The sequence below is a fragment of the Nocardia sp. NPDC050406 genome, assembly GCF_044459025.1.
Classification (GTDB): Bacteria; Actinomycetota; Actinomycetes; order Mycobacteriales; family Mycobacteriaceae; genus Nocardia.
In genome coordinates this window covers 402,831-426,342 of the sequence record NZ_JBITIM010000002.1, presented here as the reverse complement: position 1 = coordinate 426,342, position 23,512 = coordinate 402,831, and the positions used below count along the sequence as shown (strand labels likewise).

Sequence of the window (23,512 nt, the reverse complement as noted above, 5' to 3'; positions counted from 1 at the left end):
CTCGCGGCAACCACCGCGCGGACACGAGGGGAACCGGACGAACCGATCGCCCCGCTCGGGTTCTAGGCTGGAGGTCATGGGTGAGCCGCAGCCGATTCTCGACCCGCTGACACCCGCCGCGATCTTCCTCGTCGCCACCATCGACGAGGGTGGCGAGGCGGTGGTGCGCGATCTGCTCGCAGACCTTCCCGGTCTGCGTCGCTCGGTGGGATTCCGGGTGCCCGGTTCGGGCTTGGCCTGTATCGCCGGTATCGGTTCCGCCGCTTGGGATCGTCTCTTCGCGGGGCCGAAACCCGCTGAGCTGCACGAATTTCCGGGATACGAGGGTGAGAAGCACGAAGCCCCGGCCACACCGGGTGATCTGCTGTTCCATATTCGGGCCCAGAATCAGGACGCCTGTTTCGAATTGGCCATGAAGCTGCACGAGCGCCTGACCGGGGCGGCCACCATCGTGGACGAGACCCAGGGCTTCCGCTACTTCGAGCAGCGCGATCTGCTCGGCTTCGTGGACGGCACCGAGAATCCCGAGGGGCGGCTGGCCTGGACGGCCACCCTCGTCGGGGACGAGGATCCCGAATTCGCCGGTGGCAGTTACGTTGTGGTGCAGAAGTATCTGCACGACCTGGTGGCCTGGCGGGCGCTGTCGACCTCCGAGCAGGAGTTGGTGATCGGGCGCACCAAGGTCGACGACTTCGAACTCTCCGATGACGACAAGCCGCTGAATTCCCATGTGGCGGTGAACGATCAGGACACGCTCGGCCAGATCACCAGGGCCAATATGCCTTTCGGCAGTGTGGCGGCCGGGGAGTTCGGCACCTACTACATCGCATACGCGGCCACGCCGTCGGTGCCCGAGCAGATGCTCGAGCGCATGTTCCTCGGCAGCGACGAGGCCGACTACGACCGCATTCTCGATTTCTCGACCGCTGTCACCGGAACCTCGTTCTTCGCCCCCGCCATGGAGTTCTTCGACGAGCTGCCCGATGCTCCGGCACCGGCGGCCGTGGAGCGGGAATCTCCGGGGATTGACGGCGTTGCAGTTTCCGGTAACGGTTCCCTGGGTATCGGCACGTTGAAAAGGAGCTAAGGCATGAACAACCTCCATCGCGAACTCGCGCCGATCACCTCCGAGGCCTGGAAGGCCATCGAGGAGGAGGCGACGCGAACCTTCAAGCGACACATCGCCGGTCGCCGGGTGGTCGACCTGTCGGGTCCGCACGGCGACGACTTCAACGCGGTCGGGCTGGGCCGCACCACCGTGATCAGCGCGCCCGATGCCGGGGTGCAGGCGCGGCAGCGGCTGGTGGCACCGCTGGTCGAGCTGCGGGTGCCGTTCACCCTGACGCGCTCCGAGCTCGACGATGTGGAGCGCGGCGCGCAGGACACCGATCTCGACCCGGTCAAGGACGCGGCCAAGAAGATCGCCTTCGCCGAGGACCGCGCCATCTTCGAGGGTTATCCCGCGGCCAACATCACCGGTATTCGCTCGGGCACCTCGAACGCCGCGGTGAAACTTCCCGGTGATCCGCGGCTGGCCCCCGAAGCCGTGGCCCAGGCGCTCAGTCAGCTGCGCCTGGCGGGCGTCGACGGCCCCTACTCGGTGCTGCTCTCCGCCGACCTCTACACCGCGGTCAGCGAGACCTCCGACCACGGCCACCCCATCCGCACCCATATCGAGCGCCTGATCGACGGCGAAATCATCTGGGCCCCGGCCATCGACGGCGCGTTCGTCCTCACCACCCGAGGCGGCGACTTCGACCTGCAACTGGGCCAGGACCTCTCGATCGGCTACCTGTCCCACGACGCGGAATCGGTGCAGCTGTACTTCCAGGAGAGCCTGACCTTCCTGGTGTACACCGCCGAGGCCGCGGTACCGCTGGAGACCTAGACCGACTCGCGGAGTCTCGTGCCCCGTGCGCTGCGCGCACGGGGCACAGTGGGCTGCTGGGCTATAGGGGCAGTTCAGCTGAGTTGTGTTGCGCATTGGGGGTCCGAACAGCCGGGACCAACCGGTACGGTGACCGCGAAGGTTGGCGGAAGGTGGATGGCATGGTTCGGGCGGGTGTGGTGCCTGGGCGGCGGGTGGCGCTGTACTGCGGGGTGGGGCTCGTGGTGGTGTTGGTTGCCGTGGGGGTGGCTGTGGGGGCGTTCGGGGTGAATCGGGTGGTTACCGGGATCGCTGTGGGGGTGGTGGCGGCGGGGGCATTGGTGATCGCGCTGTTGCGGCGGGATGCGGTTGAACTGACCGACGCGGGAATTGTGCGGCGGACGCCGTGGGGGGTGGAGGAGATCGGGTGGGCGCGGGTGGTGGCGGGGCGGTTCGCGCTCGACGAGCACGGGCGGTGGGCCTTGGCGCTGGATTTGAACGGTGGGGAGGAGCCGCACGGGGAGTTGGTGCTGCTGTCGATTCCGCCGGTGGTGCGGCCCATCGCGGGGGCCTATGACATGCGCAAGCGTGAGCAGGTGAACGAGATTCGGAACATGTTGCGCGAGAAGCGGGTTCCGGTGACCGTGCTGCCGGAGATCGCCGACGCGCTGCACCGGCACTGGAAGATCGCGCCGCCCACCCGCTGAGCCGTCGCATCCGGTGCCTAAGGTGGATCGGGTGATTCGCACCGCTGCCCTGGCTCATATTCGCGATCGCCGTCTCATTCAGGCCCGATCGGTCGGCAAGGACGTCTTCTACATGGCGGGCGGGAAGATCGATCCGGGCGAGACCCCGGAAGCCGCCCTGCACAGGGAGATTCGCGAGGAGCTCGGCGTCGGCGTCACCGGGGTGAGCGAACTCGGCGTCTTCGAGGCGGAGGCCTACGGCCACGCGCCCGGCACGCCGCTGCACATGACCTGCTTCACCGCCGAGCTGACCGACGAGCCCCGACCCACCAGCGAGATCGCCGAGATCCGCTACTTCACCGTGGCCGAGTACGCGGCCATGGACCACGTCGCCCCGGGTTCCATGCTGGTCTTCCGGCGACTGCGCGAACTGGACCTGATCGACTAGTCGGTGGGATCCGCGGCGTCGCCGGTGGCGGGCTCGGCACCGGTCACCCGCGTCTGGTGCGGAATACGGGTCGCCGCGGCCAACCCCAACAGCAGGAACACCGTGGCCGCCAGCAAGGTCGTGCGCGTCGAATCCGTGAAGCCCGCGCACAGCGCGTCGAGCACATCCGCGACACCGCCGTGCTCACGCACCCCCTCGATGGCCCCACCCGCCGATTCCCGGGTCGCGGTGGCGATCGTATCGGCGTTCTCCTCCGACAGATCCGGCACATCCTCGAGCCGTTTGTGCAGGTCGTGGCCGAGCGCCACGGAGAGCATGCCGCCGATGAGCGCGATGCCGAAGGCCGAGCCGACCTGCCGGACCGTGCTCTGCGTGGCCGACCCCTGACCGGAACTGTCCTCGGGCACATCGGCCAGCACGGTCCCGGTGAGCTGCGCCGAGGCCATACCGAGCCCGACGCCGTAGGCGGCCAGCAGCGCCGCCAGCCACCACGGGGAGATGTGCGGGGTCACGAACAGCGCCGTCAGCGCGATCGCGACGGCCTCGATCCCCAGCCCGATCTGCACCACCCGCACCGGCCCGACCTTGCGCACCAGCCCCTCCGCGATGCCCGCCGCGAGGAACGCGCCCACCGCCATGGCCGCCAACACATAACCGGCGTGCAGCGTGGACAGCCCGAGCACATTCACCATGAACAGCGGCAGTACGAACAGCAGGCCGAACTCGCCCAGCGCGACCGCGAACGCCGCGACATTGCCCCACCGGAAACTCGGAATCGTGAACAGCCCCGGATCCAGCAGCGCCGAGCGCCCGATCAGATTGCGGTGCCGCTCCCACCGAATGAACAGCACCAGCGCCAGCACGCCGAGCGCGAGCAGGACCGGAATCGGCGAGACGGGAGCGTTGGCCGTCCAGGTGAACCCGGGCATCGGGAAATCCCGGAGCGGCTTCCACCAGCCGTAGGTCTGGCCCTCGATGAGCGCGAAGACCGCCAGCCCGAATCCCGCCGCGCTGAGCAGGAATCCATCCACGTCCAGGCCCGGCGCGGCCTTGCCCATCCGCGTCTCCGGCACGAACAGCAGCAGTCCGATGAGCACCACGATGCCGAGCGGGATATTGACGAGGAAGATCCACGGCCAGGTGTGTTCGGTGGTCAGCCAGCCGCCCAACAGCGGGCCGATGGCGGCCACACCGGAGATGACCGACCCCCACACGGCGAACGCGATCACCCGATCACGCCCCCGGAAGATCGCGTTCATGGTGGCGAGCGTCCCGGGCATCACCAGCGCCGCGCCGACACCCTGCACGATCCGCCCCCAGATGAGCGGCCAGGAGCTGGTCGCGACGGCCGCGAGCACACTGCCCGCGAGGAAGACGAGCACGCCGAGCGCGAAGAGATTGCGCCGCCCGAGCCGGTCGCCCAGTCGCCCGCTGGTGATCAGCAATGCCGCCAGCACCACCGCGTAGACGCTGGTGATCCATTGCGCCTGAGTGAAATTCAGCTGGAGGTCCTCGATGATCACCGGCAGCGACACCGCGACGATGGTGCCGTCCAGCACCACCATCGACAGCCCCAGCGCGAGCACCCCGAGCGCCACCCACTTCTTGCGCCCTCCGGGTACCGCCGCGTCCAGCTGCACTTCCGCCATCGTCGCTCCCACGTGTCGGCCATACGCTTGTGCTGCCTGTTCGCTGCTGCGCGCGATGGCAGCAGGCCGGGATCAAGTGTAGCGGCGAAACGTCCCATTCAGGCGCTTCCATAACAGCCCTACAACGATGTTCTCCGAGCTCAGAGCCGTAACCACTAGGATCGAAACCGGTTGGGCCGATCGGCAAGTCATCCGGACAGCAGCTACTCGTCAAGGCTGCTAAACGTTTGCTTACTACGAGAGGACCGTTCATGACCGAGAATGTCGCCGATGGCATGTGGAAAATGCTCGTGGAGGCGGGGGTGCAGCGCTGCTACGGCATTGTCGGCGATGCCCTCAACCCCGTGATCGACGCCCTGCGCCGCAATGGCTCCATCGACTTCGTGCATGTGCGGCACGAGGAGTACGGCGTCTTCGCCGCGGTCACCGACGCGTATCTGACCGGTCGGCCGGTGGCGGTGTGCGGTACCGCCGGGCCGGGTACGGCCCACCTCATCAACGGCCTCATCGACGCCCGCAAGGAGGGCGCGCCGGTGATCGCGGTGGCGGGCGATACCGAGACCTCGGTCATGGACAGCGGCGCGCTCGAGGAACTCAACCCCTACACCTTCTTCGATGTCGCCGCGCACTACATCGGCCGCATAGTCAATCCGGAGCAGCTGCACCACGTGGTGGGCAATGCGATCACCGTCGCGCTGGCCGAGCGCGGGCCGACCGTCATCTCGCTGCCGGGCGATGTGGCGAGTATGGACGCGCCGAAAGGCTCACTGCACGTGGCGCTTCCGGCCACCAAACCGGGCGCGGCCAATGCCGCCGATCTGGAAGCCATCGCCGAACTGGTGAATTCCACCGACAAGGTGGCGATCTTCGGTGGCGACGGCTGTGCCGACGGCGGCGCGCAGGTGCGTGAACTGGCGCGGAAACTGCAAGCGCCGGTGGGTTATTCGCTCAAAGGCAAGCAGTGGCTCGAGCACGACAATCCGAATGCCGTCGGTATGACGGGCCTGCTCGGCTACGGCGGCTGCTGGGACGCCATCAACAAATGCGAGGTGCTGTTGATGCTGGGCACCGACTTCCCGTTCACCAACTTCCTGCCGCAGAGCGACGTCAAGGTGGTGCAGGTGGACCGCAATCCCCGGCACCTGGGGCGGCGAGTTCCCTTGGAGCGGGCGGTGATCGGTGAGGTCGCGGCGACCGTCGACGCCCTGCTGCCGATGGTGAACGCCAAGAGCGACAGCGCCTTCCTCGACAAATGCGTGAAGAAGACCGAGCGCTCACGGAAACGGTTGCGGCACTACGTGACCAGCGGGCCGAAGACGAAACCCATTCGCCCCGAATACCTCGCCAGCGTGCTCGACGAGGAGGCGGCCGAGGACGCGCTGTTCTTCGCCGATACCGGCACCGCGGTGATCTGGGCCGCCCATCATCTGCACCTCGGTCCGAACCGGCGGCTGTTCGGCTCGTTCACGTGGGCGTCCATGGCCAATGCCGCGCCCAATGCCTTCGGCGCGCAATTGGCCTATCCGGGTCGGCAGACCATCGCGCTCTGCGGTGACGGCGGATTCAGCATGCTCGCGCTGGGCGATCTCATGACCCAGGTGCAGCGCCGGATGCCGGTGGTGCAGATCGTGTTGAACAACGCGATGTTGGATTTCGTCCATATCGAACAGCAGGAGGCCGGGCTCGTCCCGTACGGCACGGATTTCCAGAATCCGGACTTCGCCAAGGTGGCCGAGGCCATGGGCGCGAAGGGTATTCGGGTGGAGGATCCGGGCGATGTGCGCGAGGCGGTGCGCGCCGCGCTCCAGCATCGAGACGGACCGGTCGTCATGGATGTGGTGGTGGACAGCTACGCGCTGGCGCTGCCCGAGCACGCCCCGGCCGAGACCGTGCAGGGCTTCACCCTCAGCCAGGCCAAGATGGTGCTCGACGGCGAGGGCGGCAACGTGTTCCAGAACATCAAGCGCAATCTGCGACTGCTTTAGCCAACTTTCGGCGTACTCCCGCTCTCGTGCCCTGTCGCCCCCCGGCCTCGGGGCGCGAGATCCACGAGCCTTGATACCCGTCATACGTTGGGGACAGGGCACCTCCGCATCGGTTACGTTGAGAGACGTGTCGATGATGAAGGGCGCCAACGTTCCGGTGCCGAGCTCCGCGGTACGCGTCGAACTGGGTTGGCAGTCGGGTCCCGGGGTGCCGGATGCGGACGCGTCGGCCCTGCTGCTGCAATCGTCGGGGAAGGTGCGCTCCGACGCCGATTTCGTGTTCTACAACCAGCGCCAGCATCCCTCGGGTGCGGTCCAGCACGACGGCAAGCGGCAGGGTGCGCAGGTCACCGACGCGCTGACGGTGCGCCTGAGCCAGGTGGAGCCCTCGGTCGACCGGATCGTCATCGCCGCGTCCTGCGACGGCGGCAGCTTCGCGCAGCTGCCCGGCCTGCACGTGCGGGTGGTGGACGCCGATTCCGGTGCGGAGGTGGCGCGGTTCGACAGTGCGGACGCCACCACCGAGACCGCCTTCGTGCTCGGTGAGCTGTATCGCCGTCAGGGCGCGTGGAAGTTCCGCGCCGTCGGTCAGGGCTACGCGGCCGGGCTGGCCGGGCTGGCAACGGATTTCGGCATCTCCGTCGACGATGCCCCCGCGCCGCAGCCCGCCCCCGCGCAGCCGCGGCCCGTGCCGCCGCAGCAGCACACTCCCCCGCCGCAGCCCCAGCAGCACGCCGCCCCACCGCACCACACCGCCCCGCCGCAGTTCAACGCCCCACCGCCGCAACCGGTTACGCCCGCGCCGAGCTATCCGCCGCCCGCGCCGAATCAGCAGTTCGCGCAGGGCCAAGGTTTCCCGCCGCCCGCTCAGCCCTACCCGCCGCAGCAGCCCGCGCCGGGCCAGTACCCCTACCCGCCCGCGCCGCCGCCGGGCTACCAGCCGAACCAGGGTTACCCGCCGCCCTACCAGTCCGGCGCGAATCCGCAGCCGACCCAGGGCTATCCGCCGCCCCACCAGTCCGGCGCGAATCCGCTGCCCTACCAGCAGAATCCGGTGCCGCCACAGCCGTTCCAGGCCGCCCCGCCACCCGCGCCGACGGGTGCGCCGGTGAACCTCGGCAAGATCTCGCTGACCAAGGAGTCCCCCGCGGTCTCGCTCACCAAGCAGGGCGCGACCTCCGGCATCATGCGGGTCAACCTGAATTGGTCGGTGCCCAACGCGCCCTCGGGACTGTTCGGCCGCAAGCGCGGCGGCAGTGGCGGACTCGATCTGGACCTGTGCTGCTTCTGGGAGCTCAGCGACGGCTCGAAGGGCTCCATCAGCCCGCTCGACACCTTCGGCAACCTGCACCGCGCGCCGTTCATCGAACTCGATCAGGACGACCGCACCGGGGCGAGCGCCACCGGCGAGAGCCTGTCCATCAATCTCGACCACACCGCGAATTTCCGCCGCATCCTGGTCTTCGCCTCGCTCTACGAGGGCGCGGAGGATTTCCGGGGCGTCCACGCCACCGCCACCTTCTACCCCGTGGGCTCCCCGCCCATCGAGATGATGGTCGACGGCTGCTTCGACGACTCCCGGGAAATGGTGCTCGCGCTGCTGGAGAACATCAACGGCGAGTTGGTGATTCGCCGCGAGGGCACCTTCGTCCGCCCGCCTCAGGGCCGCAAGTACTGGGGCAAGCTCGCGGTGGACCAGGCCTACAACTGGGATCTCAAGTGGGGCACCTCGAAGGGCAAGTCCTGAACCGGGTTCACCCTCGATCGTTGTCGTGATCCGGTTGGTCGACACGCTCGACCAACCGGGCGGCCTCGGCCCGCACCGCGTCCATATCCCCCTGCCAGCCCAGTAATTGCAGTACGGCGTCGGGGATCAGCCGTTCGGCGTAGCCGGGCGTGGCATTCTCGTCCGAGCGCATATTGATAACTGATTCGACCAGCCGGAACGGCAGCAGTTCACTGCCCGCGGCCACCCCGCCGGTCTCGGCCACCACCGCCGCCGCCAAGGTCTCGTAGTGGCGGCGCAGCTCGTCGCGGCGCTCCCGGAAGACGGCGAAGCGCGGTGAGCGCAGCTCCGGAAGCAGGTACAGCGCACCGAGATTCCACCGCGCGGCACACAGCTGGCGCACATCGAAGCGGGCCAGCGCGTAGAGGCGCACCGCCGCGGGCTCCGGCAGCCCGGCCAGCCGCTCGGCGAGTTCCAGTGCGGCCGTGATGGTCTCGGCGAGGAGCGCGTCGAGGATGTCGTCCTTGGCGGCGAAATGGTGGTACAGCGAGGCCTGCCGAATGCCGACCGCGTCGGCGATGCTCCGGGTGGAGGTGCTGCCGTAGCCGTGCGTGGTGAACAGTTCGGCGGCGGCGTCGAGGATCTCGGCACGCGGCGTCGTGCCCTGGCGGCGGCGGGGCTCGAGGCGGGGGCGTCCGGGTCCGATATGCGTCACTGTTTCATTCTTCCCGCACCCCGATTCACTATCCAGCCAGCCCGGTGCGAGGTTTCTGTCATCTGACAGAAATACCGGCAATACAGAAGTTACGACGAGACACCGGACGGATACATCGCCGTCACCGGCGAAGCGATCGCGCCAGCAAAACTTTCAGTTGACAGATATTGGCCGCACGTCGAAGGACTTCACCCATGGCCACCAGCGTCGACTCGCGCACCCTCGCCCCTCCCACCAGCCCGGAATCCAGTGCCGACGGGACCGATCTGGCCCGCTTCGGCTACGAACCGGTGCTGCACCGCAAGCTCGGCCGCTACGCCTCGTTCGCGGCGGGCTTCTCCTTCGTCTCCATCCTCACCACCATCTTCCAGTTCTTCGGCCTCGGCTATTCGTTCGGTGGCGCAGCGTTCTTCTGGACCTGGCCGCTGGTCTTCGCCGGGCAGTTCCTGGTGGCGTTGAACTTCGCGGAACTGGCCGCGCGGTACCCGATTTCGGGCTGTATCTACCAGTGGTCGCGCCGTCTGGGCGGGGAGCTGGTGGGCTGGTTCGCCGGGTGGATGATGATCATCGCCCAGATCGTCACCGCCGCAGCGGCGGCCATCGCGCTGCAAGTGGTGCTGCCGACGATCTGGGGTGGATTCCAGATCATCGGCACCGATACCGAACTGACCTCGCGCGACGGCGCCATGAACGCGGTGCTGCTGGGCAGTGTGTTGCTCACCGTCACCACGCTGATCAATGTGATCGGCATCGAGCTGATGGCGCGCATCAATTCCATTGGCGTGACGGTCGAGATCGTCGGCGTCCTGGCGGTTATCGCCCTGTTCTTCACCCATGCCGAGCGCGGTCCGGGCGTGGTCACGCAGACCGATCAGGCCGCGCCCGGGCCGTACTGGGCGGCGTTCCTGGTCTCCGGGCTCATGGCCGCCTATGTGATGGTCGGCTTCGATTCCGCCGGTGAGCTTTCCGAGGAGACCAAGAATCCGCGCCGGGTCGCACCGCGCACGATCCTCACCGCCCTGTCGGTCTCGGCATTGGGCGGCGGGTTGATTCTGCTGGGCGCGCTCATGGCCGCGCCGAGCCTGTCGGACGGGGAGTTGGCCGCCGGGGGTCTGGCGTATGTCATCGAGGCCAAGCTGAACAGTCCGGCCGGAACGGTGCTGCTGAGCTGTGTCGCGGTGGCGATCACGGTGTGCACCTTGGCCATTCAGACCGCCGGTTCGCGGCTCATGTTCTCCATGGCGCGCGATGGCCGCCTGCCGTTCGCGCGGCGACTCGCGGCCGTGCACCCCAAGTACGGCACCCCGATGCTGCCCGCCGTGGTGATCGGTGTGCTCTGCATCGCCCTGCTGGTGCTCAATCTCGGCAATGCCGCCATTTTCGCGACCCTCGCCAGCGTGTGCGTGGTGACGCTGTACCTGGCCTACCTGCTGGTGACCGTGCCGCTGCTGGTGCGCCGCTGGCGGGGCTGGCCCGGCCCCGACACCGACGCCGACCAGCCGCTGTTCGGGCTGGGCCGCTACGGGATCGCGATCAATGCCGTGGCCGTGGTGTGGGGTATCGCCATGGCGGTGAATCTGGCCTGGCCGCGCGCGGAGGTCTACACCCCGGAGGGCGGCGGCTGGTGGATGCGCTGGGCGGCACCGCTTTTCGTACTCGCGACGGTGGCGGTGGGCGCGCTCGTGTACCGCGCGGTGACGCCGAAGGCGACCGCACCCGTCCCGGTACCCGCCACCCAACCCGCCTGATCGGAGCGCACGCCATGGGCCGATCGCGCGATACCGACACTGCCGCGTCGCACCACATGGGCCGCCCGGCACTGGCCATGGCCGTCGCCGACCTGGTCGAACGCGCTTGCGCACCACTGTTTCCATCGTCGAAGGGAGCTCAGATGACGAGCACCGCATCCACTCTCGGAGCCCGTGCCCACGCCCGCTCGCAGGCGGCCGCCGCTACTCTCGCGGAACCGCGCCTGCCCAGCGCGGTCGATCCCGCGAAAGTGACCTTCGCGCAGGTGGTTCCGCCTGGCGGCTATGTGAACACGGTCCTGGGCCGGGGTACGCGCGTGCGCCTCGCGGATCCGCTCGGGGAGGCCTGTGCGCACCTGTTCCTGTTGCGTGCCGAATCGCCGTGGGAGCGGCTGAATGTGGCCGATACCGTCAAGGTGCCGTGGCAGGCATATCTGGGCGCGGGGCATCCGCTGCTCTCGGATCAGGGGCGGATCCTCGCGACCGTGGTGGCGGATTCGTCGGAGCGGCACGACACGCTGTGCGGTCCGGGTGCGGAGGGGCGGCAGCTGTTGTGCATGGCCGCCGCGAAACATGGTCTGGCACCGCGGGATATCGGCCCGAGCGTGTCATTCTTCCGGGGTGTGCGGGTGGAGTCCGACGGCGCGCTCATCGCCACCGGCAGCGCCGGAGCGGGCGCGGCGGTCGAACTGCTCGTGCACCTGCCGGTGACGCTGCTGCTCGCCAATGCCGCGCACCCTCTCGACGACACCCGGGTCTCGGATCTGGAGGTGGTGGCCTGGTCGGCCCCGGCGGATCTCGAACAGCAGTACAACTCCGACCCGGAATACCAACGCGCCGTGGAGAACACCGAATCGGCCTGGCGCGCCGCACGTACCGTGGAGGCCCGCGCATGAGCACCCTGGTTCTGGACGAGACCGTCCCCGCCCGCGCGCCGTGGTCCGCCATTGTCCGCGCGGGTGAGCGGCTGGAGATCATCGACCTGCACGGCAATCAGGCGGTGGACTGTCTGCTGTACTCGGCGGCCGACCATGCCGAGCGCTACAGCGCGCAGACCACCATCGCGGCACAGCGCAGTATCTTCCTCGGCACCGGCAGCGTGCTGCGGACCGATTCCGGTACCGCGCTCATGACCGTGCTCGCCGACGAGGTCGGCAATCACGACACCGTGGCGGGGGCGTGCTCACGGGAATCCAATACGCTGCGCTACGGCCACCACACCCGCCACCAGCACGCCTGTGTGGAGAACTTCCTGGCCGAGGGCATGAAGTGGGGTCTGGGCAAACGCGATCTGGTGTCGAATATCAACTGGTTCATGAATGTTCCGGTGGAGACGGACGGCACCCTGGGCATTGTGGACGGCCTATCGGCGCCCGGTAAGACGATCACGCTGCGCGCCGAGATCGACACGCTCGTCCTGGTGTCGAACTGTCCGCAGATCAACAACCCCTGCAATGGCTTCGATCCGACGCCCGTCCGCATGGTGGTGACCCGATGAGTGCCGTGGCCGAGGTCATCCGGCCGGGTATGCAGTCGACGGTGCAGGATTGGCCTGGGCGCGTGGGCTATTGGCATATCGGGGTGCCGCCGTCGGGGCCGATGGACGACCTCTCGTTCCGGCTGGGCAATCGCGCGCTGGGCAATCCGGAGGGTGCGCCCGGCCTGGAGTGCACGCTCGGCGGACCGGCTCTGCGCTTCGATGCGCCGACATGGGTGTGCGTCACCGGGGCGCCGGTCCCCGTCACCGTGAACGGTGTACCGGCGCGGCAGTGGCGAAGTGTGCTGGTGCCCGCCGGAGGGGTGCTCGATATCGGCATGGTGCGCGGGCCGGGTATGCGGAGCTATCTGCTCGTCGCGGGCGGTATCGACGTGCCCGAATATCTTGGCAGCCGAGCGACTTTCACGCTCGGCAAGTTCGGCGGCGCGGAGGGGCGCGCCTTGGCGGCTGGCGACAAGCTCATCCTCGGCGAGCCGACGGGTCGGGTGGGTGCGGGTGTGCCGGGCGACGAGCAGCCGGTCCTGACTCGGCGCTGGGAGCTCGCGGTCACCGAGGGTCCGCACGGTGCCCCGGAGTTCTTCACCCGCGCGGATTTCGACACCATTCTCAGCGCCGATTACGAGGTGCACTTCAATTCCGACCGCACCGGGGTGCGGCTGATCGGACCGAAACCGCAGTGGGCGCGCACCGACGGCGGCGAGGCCGGACTGCATCCGTCGAATATCCACGACACCGCGTATTCCGTTGGGGCCCTGGACTTCACCGGCGACACCCCGATCCTGCTCGGTCCGGACGGCCCGAGTCTGGGCGGCTTCGTCTGCCCGGTGACCGTGGTGGCGGCGGAGCGCTGGAAGCTGGGTCAGCTCACCCCGGGCGACAGCGTGCGCTTCGTCCCGGTGCGCGCCGATCGCGCCGCCTCGCTGCATGCCCTCGGTGCGGCGCGTCGTGCCGGGTGGCCGATGGTGCTGACCGGTGGCGGTGACGCCGATGACGGCATCCTCGCCCGGCGCGAGACGGCGGACGGCACCGCCATCACCTATCGGCGGGCCGGGAATGACGGCGTTCTCGTCGAATACGGTGAGATGACACTGGATCTCGGGCTGCGCGCCCGCGTGCACGCGCTGCACCAGCACCTCGTGGAACGCGCGGAACCGGGTGTTTCCGAGCTCACCCCCGGAATCCGCTCACTCCAGGTGCGCACCGATCCGGACCGCCTGCCCACCCGCCGTCTCCTGGAAATGCTGTCGGAGACCGAAGCCGAACTCCCCTGCTCCGACGATCTCGTGGTGCCCAGTCGCACGGTGCATCTCCCGCTGTCCTGGGACGATCCGGCCACGCGTGAAGCCATCACCCGGTACATGCACGGGGTGCGCGCGGATGCCCCGTGGTGTCCGTGGAATATCGAATTCATCCGGCGCGTGAACGGTTTGGTGTCGGTGGACGAGGTGTTCGATACCGTCTTCGCCGCCGAATACCTGGTGCTCGGGCTCGGCGACGTGTATCTCGGCGCACCCGTGGCCACCCCCACCGATCCGCGCCACCGGCTGGTCACCACCAAGTACAACCCGGCGCGCACATGGACGCCGGAGAATGCCGTCGGCATCGGCGGCGCGTATCTGTGCGTCTACGGCATGGAGGGGCCCGGCGGGTACCAGTTCGTCGGGCGTACCACGCAGGTGTGGAACCATGCCTCCTCCGGTGTCGACGAAGATCCTTGGCTGCTCAGGTATTTCGACCGCATCAGCTGGTATCCGGTGTCGGCGGAGGAACTGTTGGATTTGCGGGCCGATACGGCGGCGGGACGTGGGGAGCTGCGCGCCGAGGATGGCGAGTTCCGGCTCGCGGACTACCGGGCTTTCCTGGACGAGAACGCCGCGTCCATCGCGGAGTTTCGCACCCGACAAACGCGAGCCTTCGATGCGGAGCGCGAATCCTGGCGTGCCGCTGGCGAATTGACGGAGACAAGCGTATGAGTGTGTGGATTCATCGACGGTCCGAGGCGGATATCGCGGCCGAAGCCGGACAGGCGCGCGGTGAACTGGCGGGAATTCGGCTGGCGGTCAAGGACAATGTGGATGTCGCCGCAGTGCCGACGACCGCGGCCTGCCCCGCGTTCGCCTATGTTCCCGAGCGAGACGCGGCGGCGGTGGCGGCGTTGCGGGCCGCCGGTGCGACGGTGGTGGGCAAGACGAATCTGGATCAGTTCGCCACCGGGTTGGTCGGCACCCGCTCCCCGTGCGGCGCGGTCGCGAACGCGCTGCGTCCCGGGTTCGTCTCCGGCGGTTCGAGTTCCGGCTCGGCGGTGGCCGTGGCCGCCGGTGAGGTCGATATCGCCATTGGCACCGACACCGCCGGTTCGGGGCGAATTCCCGCCGCACTCAATGGGATTGTCGGAATCAAGCCGACGGTGGGCGTCGTCTCCACCGCCGGGGTCGTCCCGGCCTGCCGGTCCTACGACTGCGTCACCATTTTCGCCCGTGACCTCGCGCTCGCCGACCAGGCCATGGGCGTCATGGCGGCTGGCGCTCCCGGGCGGGCCTGGCCCGCCGATGTGCGCCTGGCCGCGCCGCCACGACCGGTAGTCGCGATCTTCGCGGAGCTGCCGGAGCTGGATACCGTGTGGCGCAGCGCCTTCGACAGGACCGTCGCGGGCCTGAGGGAGCGTGGTGCACGGATCGTGGAGGTGGATCCGGCGCCTTTCCTGGACGCCGCGCGGCTGCTGTACAACGGCGCGCTGGTGGCCGAAAGGTACTCCGCTGTCGGCGAATTCGTGGACACGCATCAGCACGCGGTCGACCCGACCGTGGGTTCGATCATTCGCGCCGCCCGCGATCTGCCCGCCCACCGACTGGTGAGCGATCTCGCCGAGTTGGAGCGCCTGCGCGCGATCGCCATGGCGAGCATGGCCGAGGCGGATGTATTGCTCGTTCCCACAGCGCCTTTCCATCCGACCATCGCCGAGGTCGCGGCCGATCCGATCGGCGTGAACTCCCGGCTGGGCACCTACACGAATTTCTGTAACCTCTTCGACCTGTGTGCGGTAGCGGTACCGGCGGGGATGGCCGGGCCCGCGTCGTTCGGGGTGACGGTGCTCGGCCGCCCTTTCGACGATGCCGTGGCGTTGGATATCGCCGCGCTGGTGACGGGGAGCGAACCGCCCGAAGCAGCCTGGCCCCTGCGTATCGCGCCCGTCCACGACCTCGTGGTCTTCGGCGCGCACCTGCGTGGACAGCCGCTCGAATACCAGCTGACCGAGCTCGGTGCCCGGTGGTCCGGGCCGGTGCGGACCGCGCCGCGCTACCGCTTGGCCGCGCTGGACACGACGCCGCCGAAACCGGGAGTCGCCCGCTGTGCCGAGGGTGAGCGGGGTGTCTCCGTCGCGGGTGAGCGTTGGTCGCTCTCCCCCGCCGCTCTCGGCCGGTTTCTCGCCGCGTTGCCCGCGCCCATGCAATTGGGGTTGGTCGAATTGGACGACGGGACGTGGGTGACCGCGTTCGGCTGCGATGCGGGAGCGCTCGCCACGGGAAAGGACATCAGCGAATACGCGGACTGGCGAAAGGCATTGCGCGCGGGCGCGATTGGCTGAGGCGGTGGATTACTCATCCTCGGGGCCGATATCGTAGTCGGTACCGCTCAGCGCCGATAGGCGAGCCGTGAACGCCTCGAATTCGCCCGGCGGTGTCGCTTTCGCGGATTCCTGGTCGATGGCGTCCTCGAGCAGGCCGAACGCTTCGTCGGCCTGATTCCGCATGGCGCGGAGAAGGTCTCCGATCGCCGCGGCCTTGTGACGACAGGTTGTTGTGTGGCAGGTCTGATGGGCGCGCAGGGCGTGCAGAGCCTGCTCGTACTCGCCCCAGCCGGGAGCGCACATCAGCGGACACTCCTCACCAGGTCGCGGACACTGACCGGGGACTGCACGTGCGTCGGCCGATGACAACCCCGCCCGACGCAGCGGGGAGCATCGACGAATCGTGCGGAATCGTCCAAATAAGGCAAACGAAAGACCTCACTTCGCATTTCGGACATGCGATAACGAATCTCCGCCACCATGACACCCGCGAATACGGTGCCCGCCACGAGAACTATGGACCACAGAACCCAAGACTCCCAAGACATTTGACACATCCTTTTGGTGTGCATATCGGATCTGGTTCTGTAAGTAGACATCAGATCACGCGCCGAAAACGGCATTACTTGGGCCGCCCGCGAAATATGCTGGAAGCCCAGAATGAGCCGGTCCAAACTGAGCCAACCCAAATAGCGAGGCTAACGAAAATGTCTACAGTCTCCCGCAGGGCCCTGGGCAAATTCTTCCGCGAGATGCGGGAGGGGGCGGGCAAGAGCGCGTTGGCGGCGGGCCTACACATCGAAACCTCGAAGCAGACCTTGCTGCGTATGGAAGACGGCATACCGACGAAGATCGCCACATCGCAGCTGGCCCAACTGCTCTCCTTCTACGACGCGCCCGAAGACAAGCGAAAAGAAGCGCTCGCATTGTGGGCCGAGATCAGGGAGCAGGCGAAAGCGGCTCGGTCGCAGGGTAATTCGAAAGGCTTCTGGGTCGGGTACGCCGATCAGATCGCCTCGCACTTTCCGCACTACCTCCGGCTGGAGTCCACAGCGGACCACGTAGTGACACACCAACTCGTTCTGGTTCCCGGCTTGCTCCAGACTCCCGACTACCGACGTTCCATCGTGCGGATCGACGGGCCAGGACTCTCACTGGTGGATATCGAGCGACGCGTCGAACTGACCGCGCGCCGACAAGCTCGCCTCGACAGCGACCAGTTCCATCTCGACGCGTTCATTTCGGAAGCCGCACTGCGGCACCCGATCGGAGGTTCGGCGATCATGGCCGATCAGCTTCGCGCACTGGCCGAAACGACCGAGCGGGACAACGTCAGGGTACGAGTGGTCCCCTTCGGCCCCGCGCACCGAGGCTTGACGATCGGATCGTTCACGCTGCTGGAATTCCCGCAGCTGGCAAGCGGATTGGTCGATCCGCCTGTCGTGTACCTCGAAGGAGCGATCGGCGCGCTCTACCACGAGCGCGAGGACGTTATCGCGCAATATCGGGCGGCGATCACGAGCTTGGAAGCGGTAGCGTTGAGCAGAGCAGACACCCGAGACATGGTGTTGCGAGTAGCGAAGGAGCATGCGGCGTGAACGACAATCCGCTTGTTGGCGAGTGGTTCAAGTCCAGCCGATCGGAACACGCCAATGCCTGTGTCGAGGTCAAGTTCAACGGCGACAGCAAGGTTGGGGTGCGGGACTCGAAGAACCCCGGCGGTCCCGAGCTGTGGTTTTCCGGTGCAGCTTGGGACCGCTTCCTCGACAGTGGCATCTGGGAGCGCTGACGGTCAGCGCAAGTCGCGGAAGAACTCTCGAATATCCGCGGTGAGTAGCTCCGGCTCCTCCATCGCCGCGAAGTGTCCGCCGCGATCCACGTCGACCCAGCGGGTGATCGTGTTCTCCATCTCCGCGTAGCGGCGAATGCCTACGTCGTGCGCGAAAATGATCGCGCCCGTGGGCACTCCGGAGTTCTGGGCGGGCTCGCCCCACTCCGCGGCCTGCGCGTAGCCGACATACGCCGCCGACCCCGCCGTCCCGGTGAGCCAGTACATCATCACGTTCGTCAGCAGCCGGTCGCGGTCGAGGATCTTGTCCGGCACCACATTTCGCGGATGCGTCCACTCCCGGAACTTGTCCATGATCCACGCCAGCTGCCCCACCGGGGAGTCCACCAGCCCGTACGCCAGGGCCTGCGGGCGCGTCGACTGGATGGCGATATAGCCGAACTCCTCCCGCATGAACGCCTCGACCCGGCGAATCCGGTCACGTTCGAGGTCGGTCAGCGAGGCGAGCTCCTCCTCGGAGAGCTGCTGGAACGGGATCGGCCCGCCGTTCATGTGCACGCCGATGGTGCGATCCGGCGCGACCCGCCCGACCTGCGGGCTCACCGCGGCGCCGATATCGCCGCCCTGTACGCCGAACCGCTCGTACCCGAGCCGCCGCATCAGCTCCGCCCAGGCGTGGGCGATGCGATCGATGGTCCACCCCGCATCGGCGACCGGACCGGAGAACCCGAAGCCGGGCAGGGCCGGAATCACCAGGTGGAAGGCATCATTCGGATTCCCGCCATGAGACCGGGGGTCGGTCAGCGGTCCGATGACATCGAGGAATTCGACGATCGACCCGGGCCAGCCGTGTGTCATCAGCAGCGGCACCGCATCGGGCTCGACCGAGCGAATGTGCAGGAAGTGAATGCGCTGACCGTCGATCTCGGTGGTGAACTGCGGATAGCGGTTCAGCTCGGCTTCGGCCGCGCGCCAGTCGTATTCGGTGCGCCAGTAGTCCACCAGCTCACGCAGCCAGTGCACGGGCACGCCGGTGTCCCAGTCGTCGCCGGGCAGCGGTGCGGGAAGGCGCGCGCCGTCGAGTCGCGCCCGCAGGTCGTCGAGCTGCTGTTGCGGAATGTCGATCCGGAAGGGAGTGATCTCTGCGCTCATGACACCAACGGTAGAAGCCACCTAGGACAGTTCCTGCCCTAGCTCGACGGCAGAATGAAAATCATGAAAGAAACTTCGGCGCGGCTGCTCCGGCTGCTCTCCCTACTCCAGACGCCGCGCGACTGGTCCGGCGCGGAACTGGCCGAGCGACTCGCCGTGGACGCGCGCACGGTCCGCCGGGATATCGAGAAGCTGCGCGACCTCGGCTATCCGGTGCACGCCGTCGCGGGCGTCGCCGGGTACCGATTGGGCGCGGGCGCGCAGGTGCCGCCGCTGCTGCTCGACGACGACGAGGCCATTGCCGTCACGGTCGGGCTGCGCACGGCGGCGGGCGGGACGATCGCCGGAATCGAGGAGAGTTCCCTGCGGGCGCTGGCCAAACTCGAACAGGTCCTGCCCGCACGGCTACGGCACCGGGTGGCGGCCCTGGAATCGGCCACCGTCGCGGTGCCGTCGGGCGCGCCGCGCGTCGACCCCGATGTGCTCACCACCCTCGCCGCGGTGATCCGCGATCAGCACCGGCTGCGCTTCGACTATCGCCGCCACGACGGCACCGAGACCCGCCGCACCGTCGAACCGCATCGCCTCGTGCACACCGGCCGACACTGGTACCTCATCGGCTGGGATACCGACCGCGAGGATTGGCGCACCTATCGCGTGGACCGACTCACCCCGCGCATCCCCACCGGACCGCGCTTCACCCCGCGCGAAGCGCCCGAGCTGGATCCGGCCGGGTTCGTCACCCACGGCGTGAGCACCGCGCCCTACCGCTATCAGGCGCGCATCACCCTGCACGTTCCGGCGGAGGTGGCGGCCGAGCGCATCGCACCCACCGTCGGTGTCGTCGAAGCGGTGGACGAGCACTCCTGCGTCCTGCGCACCGGATCCAACTCACTGGACGAATTGGCCGTCTACGTCGGACTTTTCGGGTTCGACTTCGTCATCCACGAGCCCCAGGCCCTCGTGGAACACGTGCGCGAACTCACCGCGCGGCTGCGCCGCGCCGTCGACTAACTCACCGGAACGGCTGCCACGGCCTCGATTTCGACCAGCGCGCCCTGCGGGCCGACACCGGCCACGAAGACCACGGTGATGGCGGGCGGATTGGGCCGCTGCCCCCATACCTCCTCGAAGGCGGCGAAACCGTCCTGCACCGGCTGCCCCTCCTCCACGAAAATGGTCCACTTCACCACATTCTCGATAGCGGCCCCCGCCGCCTCCAGGCACGCCTGGACATTCGCCAGCGCCTGCCGCGACTGGCTCAACAGATCCGGACCCACCACCTGCCCGGACTTGTCGACACCGTTCTGTCCGCCCACATAGATGGTGTCGGCCGCGTGCGACACCCGCACCACTTGTGTGAAAGCCGGACTGCTGTGCAGGGATTCGGGATTGATGTACGAGGCGATCGTCATGGCGGCAGCGTAGCCCCGCACCCCGACAGCCGGGCTCACTCCGAGGAGGCCGTCGCCTCCGGATTCACCGCGTCCCGAATGATGCGCAGCCCCTCGACCATGGCGTCGAGCTGTTCGGGCGTCAGCAGTCCGGTGAACCACCGCTCCACACCGTCGAGATAGGCGGGCAGGACGCGCGCGACCCGGGTCGCCCCGGCGGCGGTGAGCACGGCGTAGAAACTGCGACGGTCCCCCGGCGCGGGTTCGCGGCGCACGAAACCGTTGCGTTCGAGGCGGTCCACCAGCCGGGTGACACCGCTGGTGGACAGCCCGGTCTGGGTCGCCAGATCGGTCATGCGCAGTTTGCGGCCGGGCGAACGGCTCAGTCGCTGTAGCGCGTTGAGGTCCAGACCGGACAGGCCATTGTCCTTCCAGGTCGGCTCGAGTTTGGCGATCAGCCCCTCGTGGGCCTCCAGGAACAGGCCGACGGTGGTGAGGCGGGGGTCCTCGAAGAGGCGTTTGGGATCCACGGACAGACCCTAACCCACTCTCTGCACTGCGGATAGTTGACACGCGGAACAGTTTTACGACATCCTTGCCGCAGCAATATTCCGCACAGCAACTAAATGGAGAGTTCGATGTCGACGCAGTGGGTGGCCGGTTTCCGTACGGCCCTGGTGAATCCGGACGAGCGCATCCAGTTGGCCGAGCCGCGCGGCTTCGCCGACCAGACCCTGCGGCAGGTGCTGCACCTGGCCGGTGGCGGCGCGCGGCTGCGGGTGCGGCTGACCAATCGCTACTCCGAACGGGAGCTGGTGATCGGCGCGGCGCGCATCGCCGTGCACGAGGCGGGCGGGGAGATCATGGCCGGTACCGATACCGAGGTGCGCTTCGCGGGAGCGCGGGCGGTGCGGATTCCTGCGGGCGGCGAGGCGATCAGCGATCCCGTCGACTTGGCCGTGGCGGCGGCGTCGAATCTGGCGCTCAGCCTCTACCTGCCTGAGCCGACGGGTCCCACCGCCTACGCGCAGTTGCCGAACGATTCCGGCTGGGTCGTATCCGGGGACCGCACAGGCGGTCTCGACCTGCCCGGGGCCGAGGAGACCACCTCGCGCTTCCTCGTGACCGGCATCGACGTGCTGGCCCCGGCGCACACCCCGGTCTGGGTGGCCTTCGGGGATTCCTGGTTCCAGGGCACCGGGTCGACGCACGGAGCCAATCGCCGCTCGGTGGATGTGCTCAACGAACGGTTCGACCGAGGATGGATCGTGAACCAGGGCATCGGCGGAAATCGATTGGTGACCAAGGAGATCGGCGAATCCGGGCTGGAGCGGTTCGACCGCGATGTGCTGGAGGTGCCGGGCGTGCGCGGGGTGCTGCTGAACTTCGGCGTCAACGACCTCATCCTGGACGAGTCCACAACTTCGGCCGAGGATCTGATCGCCGGTTTCACCGAACTGGCGCGCCGGGCGCGCGCGGCCGGACTTTCGGTGTACGCCAACACCATCGGACCGTTCGGCGCGGCCTACTACCCCGGTCTCGCCGTCGACACCGGCTTGCCGGTCCGGCAGCGGGTGAACGAATGGCTGCGGGGCACCGACGTCTTCGACGCCGTCTTCGATATCGCGGCGGCGGTGGAGGATCCCACGCGGCCGGGCTTCATCCGCCCCGAATTCGACAGTGACGGGATGCATCTCAATGATGCCGGTGCCCGCGCCATGGCCGCGGCGATGACGCTCGCCGCACTGGACTGAGCGCCGCGCACCCGCTCGACGTTGAACGGGCTCGGGCGACCTCGCCGTTGAGGTGGTCTCAGACCAGTCGGGGCGGGGCGGCCTGGTCCTGTTTCAGGCCATGGGCCCACAGGTTGTTCGCGATATCGCGCCCCAGGCGTACGCCGCCCACGTTCTGCGACAGGTCCATTCGTCCCTCCGCATCCGCGGCGAAGGCGTCGAAAGACCAGTGCACGCCGAGGAATACGCGGCTGCGGCCGTTCTCCTCCATCATCTGCCATAGGCCGCCCGGGAATTTGCGGATGTGCCGGGTGCGCACCACGCCGTCGTTGTCGGTGGTGCTGCCGTCGAGTTCCTCGGAGACGAAACCCGCACCGTCGGTGAGGGTGTCGGGGCCTTCGGTGGCGACGCCGTAGAAGCGGCGCACGATCTGGAAGGCCGCGCCGCCGAAACTGGCATGTCCCGAGGGGTAGGCCGGGAACGGCGGGGTGAAGTTGTAGGCGATCTCGTTGCTGCGCGGCGCGCCGTAGGGCCGCCAGAACGGATCGGCGTCCGGGTCGAGGGTTTCGCCGGGCGCGCCATCGGGCCCCAGCGACGGGTCGTGCTCGCGAATGCCGAGGACGGGCCGCCACAGGTTGTGCCGGTACTTGTCGTCCCAGCACAGGATTCCGGCATCGCCGAGGGCGGCATTGACCAGGGCGAACAGGCGCGCGTTCTGCGCGACGGAATTGCCCCGCGACTGCGCGACGGCGCGCACGATCCGGTTGTAGAGCCGCGGCGGGGTGCCGAGGCCCTTCGCGCCGTCGTAGGCCCAGAAGACGCCGACGAGGGTCTCCTCCGCTGTACGTGCCGCCAGTCCGGTCGGCAGAGCGCCTGCGGCCTCGGGGCTGATGCCCTTGCCGCGCACCTCGCGCAGCGCGGCCAGGTAGCGCGGGTCGTTGCCCTTGGGCGGCGGATCGAGGGTGTAGCGGGTGGTCGCCGCGAAACACCGCGCCCGCGCACCGTATTTGGGCGCGTAGTAGCCCTGGGCCGAGTTGACCGGATCGGGACGGTGATTGGGTGCGGCGGTATCGGGCTGATAGTCCTTGTCGTCGAGTCCGGGGTCGTTCTTGCGGGCGCGCAGCACGGCGCGGGCGACCGCCTGACCGTGGGCGGTGCCGCGACCGACGCCCGGGCCCCGCAATTCGGCCTCCCGCAGCGCGCGATCGATGCGCCCCGTCTGCGCCGGGTAGAGCGCCGTGAGGGTGGTGTGCGCGGCGACCGCGACCGCCGCGTCCACCGACGCGCCATTGGCGGGCACGGGTGCGTTGGTCAGCCAGGTGCCGTGTGGCGCACCGAGAATGCTGAAGTACGCGTCGTGCATGGCGAGGTGCACGATGGCCAGGGCTCTGGAACTGCCGATCGGACCGCGCGCGCCGCGTTCGGCCTGCTTCGGTTCGGTGTGCGCGACGCGATCCGATTCCAACGCCACCGCGTTCCAATACAGGATCTGGTCCACTTGCATTGCCTCCCAAGGAAATCTGCTGCTTCGAGCGTGCGGGCCGATGTCTTGGC

At 68.0% G+C, this 23,512-nt stretch carries 22 protein-coding genes; 15 read left to right on the top strand and 7 right to left on the bottom strand.

Translation table 11 applies throughout. The annotated features are described in order from the left end of the window. Window positions 1–76 precede the first annotated feature (76 nt). From ACIBH2_RS15200 to ACIBH2_RS15185, 4 genes are all read left to right on the top strand, one after another. The gene (locus tag ACIBH2_RS15200) at window positions 77–1,087 is read left to right on the top strand and encodes a Dyp-type peroxidase (RefSeq protein ID WP_397117692.1); all 1,011 of its coding nucleotides are present in this window, start codon (window positions 77–79) and stop codon (window positions 1,085–1,087) included. Window positions 1,088–1,090: 3 nt separating this feature from the next. Then, window positions 1,091–1,888 (top strand): family 1 encapsulin nanocompartment shell protein, encoded by a 798-nt coding sequence (locus ACIBH2_RS15195; protein WP_397117690.1) that lies wholly within the window; start codon window positions 1,091–1,093, stop codon window positions 1,886–1,888. Between the two features lie 161 nt (window positions 1,889–2,049). After that, a complete protein-coding gene (locus ACIBH2_RS15190; RefSeq protein ID WP_397117688.1) occupies window positions 2,050–2,574 on the top strand; it encodes a hypothetical protein in 525 nt (174 codons plus the stop codon). 22 nt (window positions 2,575–2,596) lie between these two features. Further along, window positions 2,597–3,001 carry an NUDIX domain-containing protein gene (locus ACIBH2_RS15185; RefSeq protein WP_397117686.1) on the top strand — a complete coding sequence of 135 codons (405 nt, stop codon included), beginning with the start codon at window positions 2,597–2,599 and terminating at the stop codon, window positions 2,999–3,001. On the opposite strand, the gene ACIBH2_RS15180 is transcribed toward ACIBH2_RS15185, so the two are convergent. After that, window positions 2,998–4,650 (bottom strand): MFS transporter, encoded by a 1,653-nt coding sequence (locus ACIBH2_RS15180; RefSeq protein ID WP_397117684.1) that lies wholly within the window; start codon window positions 4,648–4,650, stop codon window positions 2,998–3,000. The genes ACIBH2_RS15185 and ACIBH2_RS15180 overlap by 4 nt on opposite strands. A gap of 251 nt (window positions 4,651–4,901) precedes the next feature. On the opposite strand from ACIBH2_RS15180, the gene ACIBH2_RS15175 reads away from it, so the two are divergent. Continuing rightward, window positions 4,902–6,635: a thiamine pyrophosphate-dependent enzyme gene (locus ACIBH2_RS15175; RefSeq protein ID WP_397117682.1), complete on the top strand. Its 1,734-nt coding sequence runs from the start codon at window positions 4,902–4,904 to the stop codon at window positions 6,633–6,635. Window positions 6,636–6,768: 133 nt separating this feature from the next. Continuing rightward, window positions 6,769–8,382 (top strand): TerD family protein, encoded by a 1,614-nt coding sequence (locus ACIBH2_RS15170; RefSeq protein ID WP_397120761.1) that lies wholly within the window; start codon window positions 6,769–6,771, stop codon window positions 8,380–8,382. 7 nt (window positions 8,383–8,389) lie between these two features. Here ACIBH2_RS15170 and ACIBH2_RS15165 read toward each other — a convergent pair whose 3' ends face one another. After that, entirely contained in the window at window positions 8,390–9,076 is a 687-nt protein-coding gene (locus ACIBH2_RS15165) for a TetR/AcrR family transcriptional regulator (protein ID WP_397117680.1), read from the bottom strand. A 194-nt stretch (window positions 9,077–9,270) separates the two neighbouring features. On the opposite strand from ACIBH2_RS15165, the gene ACIBH2_RS15160 reads away from it, so the two are divergent. The 5 genes from ACIBH2_RS15160 to atzF all read left to right on the top strand — a co-directional run bounded on the left by ACIBH2_RS15160 (window position 9,271) and on the right by atzF (window position 15,908). After that, the gene (locus ACIBH2_RS15160) at window positions 9,271–10,824 is read left to right on the top strand and encodes an amino acid permease (RefSeq protein WP_397117678.1); all 1,554 of its coding nucleotides are present in this window, start codon (window positions 9,271–9,273) and stop codon (window positions 10,822–10,824) included. A gap of 143 nt (window positions 10,825–10,967) precedes the next feature. After that, a complete protein-coding gene (locus ACIBH2_RS15155; RefSeq protein WP_397117676.1) occupies window positions 10,968–11,720 on the top strand; it encodes a DUF1989 domain-containing protein in 753 nt (250 codons plus the stop codon). After that, complete coding sequence (locus ACIBH2_RS15150; RefSeq protein ID WP_397117674.1) at window positions 11,717–12,322, top strand: urea amidolyase associated protein UAAP2; 606 nt, start codon at window positions 11,717–11,719, stop codon at window positions 12,320–12,322. Before ACIBH2_RS15155 ends, ACIBH2_RS15150 begins: the two co-directional genes overlap by 4 nt. After that, window positions 12,319–14,295: a 5-oxoprolinase/urea amidolyase family protein gene (locus ACIBH2_RS15145; protein ID WP_397117672.1), complete on the top strand. Its 1,977-nt coding sequence runs from the start codon at window positions 12,319–12,321 to the stop codon at window positions 14,293–14,295. Before ACIBH2_RS15150 ends, ACIBH2_RS15145 begins: the two co-directional genes overlap by 4 nt. Beyond that, window positions 14,292–15,908 (top strand): allophanate hydrolase, encoded by a 1,617-nt coding sequence (gene atzF, locus ACIBH2_RS15140; protein WP_397117670.1) that lies wholly within the window; start codon window positions 14,292–14,294, stop codon window positions 15,906–15,908. The genes ACIBH2_RS15145 and atzF overlap by 4 nt, the downstream gene beginning before the upstream one ends. 9 nt (window positions 15,909–15,917) lie before the next feature. Here atzF and ACIBH2_RS15135 read toward each other — a convergent pair whose 3' ends face one another. Next, window positions 15,918–16,193, bottom strand: coding sequence for a hypothetical protein (locus ACIBH2_RS15135; protein WP_397117668.1), 276 nt, complete (start codon window positions 16,191–16,193; stop codon window positions 15,918–15,920). Window positions 16,194–16,252: 59 nt separating this feature from the next. Here ACIBH2_RS15135 and ACIBH2_RS15130 point away from each other — a divergent pair, with 59 nt between their 5' ends. Next, complete coding sequence (locus tag ACIBH2_RS15130) at window positions 16,253–17,488, top strand: helix-turn-helix domain-containing protein (RefSeq protein WP_397117666.1); 1,236 nt, start codon at window positions 16,253–16,255, stop codon at window positions 17,486–17,488. Beyond that, window positions 17,485–17,679: a DUF397 domain-containing protein gene (locus tag ACIBH2_RS15125; protein WP_397117664.1), complete on the top strand. Its 195-nt coding sequence runs from the start codon at window positions 17,485–17,487 to the stop codon at window positions 17,677–17,679. The genes ACIBH2_RS15130 and ACIBH2_RS15125 overlap by 4 nt, the downstream gene beginning before the upstream one ends. 3 nt (window positions 17,680–17,682) lie before the next feature. On the opposite strand, the gene ACIBH2_RS15120 is transcribed toward ACIBH2_RS15125, so the two are convergent. Next, complete coding sequence (locus tag ACIBH2_RS15120; protein ID WP_397117662.1) at window positions 17,683–18,831, bottom strand: epoxide hydrolase family protein; 1,149 nt, start codon at window positions 18,829–18,831, stop codon at window positions 17,683–17,685. A gap of 63 nt (window positions 18,832–18,894) precedes the next feature. Here ACIBH2_RS15120 and ACIBH2_RS15115 point away from each other — a divergent pair, with 63 nt between their 5' ends. Beyond that, window positions 18,895–19,845 (top strand): helix-turn-helix transcriptional regulator, encoded by a 951-nt coding sequence (locus ACIBH2_RS15115; protein WP_397117660.1) that lies wholly within the window; start codon window positions 18,895–18,897, stop codon window positions 19,843–19,845. Here ACIBH2_RS15115 and ACIBH2_RS15110 read toward each other — a convergent pair. Beyond that, window positions 19,842–20,246: a RidA family protein gene (locus tag ACIBH2_RS15110; protein ID WP_397117658.1), complete on the bottom strand. Its 405-nt coding sequence runs from the start codon at window positions 20,244–20,246 to the stop codon at window positions 19,842–19,844. The two genes, ACIBH2_RS15115 and ACIBH2_RS15110, sit on opposite strands and share 4 nt — an antisense overlap. 35 nt (window positions 20,247–20,281) lie before the next feature. Next, window positions 20,282–20,755 (bottom strand): MarR family winged helix-turn-helix transcriptional regulator, encoded by a 474-nt coding sequence (locus ACIBH2_RS15105; RefSeq protein ID WP_397117656.1) that lies wholly within the window; start codon window positions 20,753–20,755, stop codon window positions 20,282–20,284. A gap of 108 nt (window positions 20,756–20,863) precedes the next feature. On the opposite strand from ACIBH2_RS15105, the gene ACIBH2_RS15100 reads away from it, so the two are divergent. Next, window positions 20,864–21,979 carry a GDSL-type esterase/lipase family protein gene (locus ACIBH2_RS15100; RefSeq protein ID WP_397117654.1) on the top strand — a complete coding sequence of 372 codons (1,116 nt, stop codon included), beginning with the start codon at window positions 20,864–20,866 and terminating at the stop codon, window positions 21,977–21,979. 58 nt (window positions 21,980–22,037) lie between these two features. Here the strand turns inward: ACIBH2_RS15100 and ACIBH2_RS15095 are convergent, their stop codons facing one another. After that, entirely contained in the window at window positions 22,038–23,456 is a 1,419-nt protein-coding gene (locus tag ACIBH2_RS15095) for a hypothetical protein (protein WP_397117652.1), read from the bottom strand. Between the last annotated feature and the right edge of the window lie 56 nt (window positions 23,457–23,512).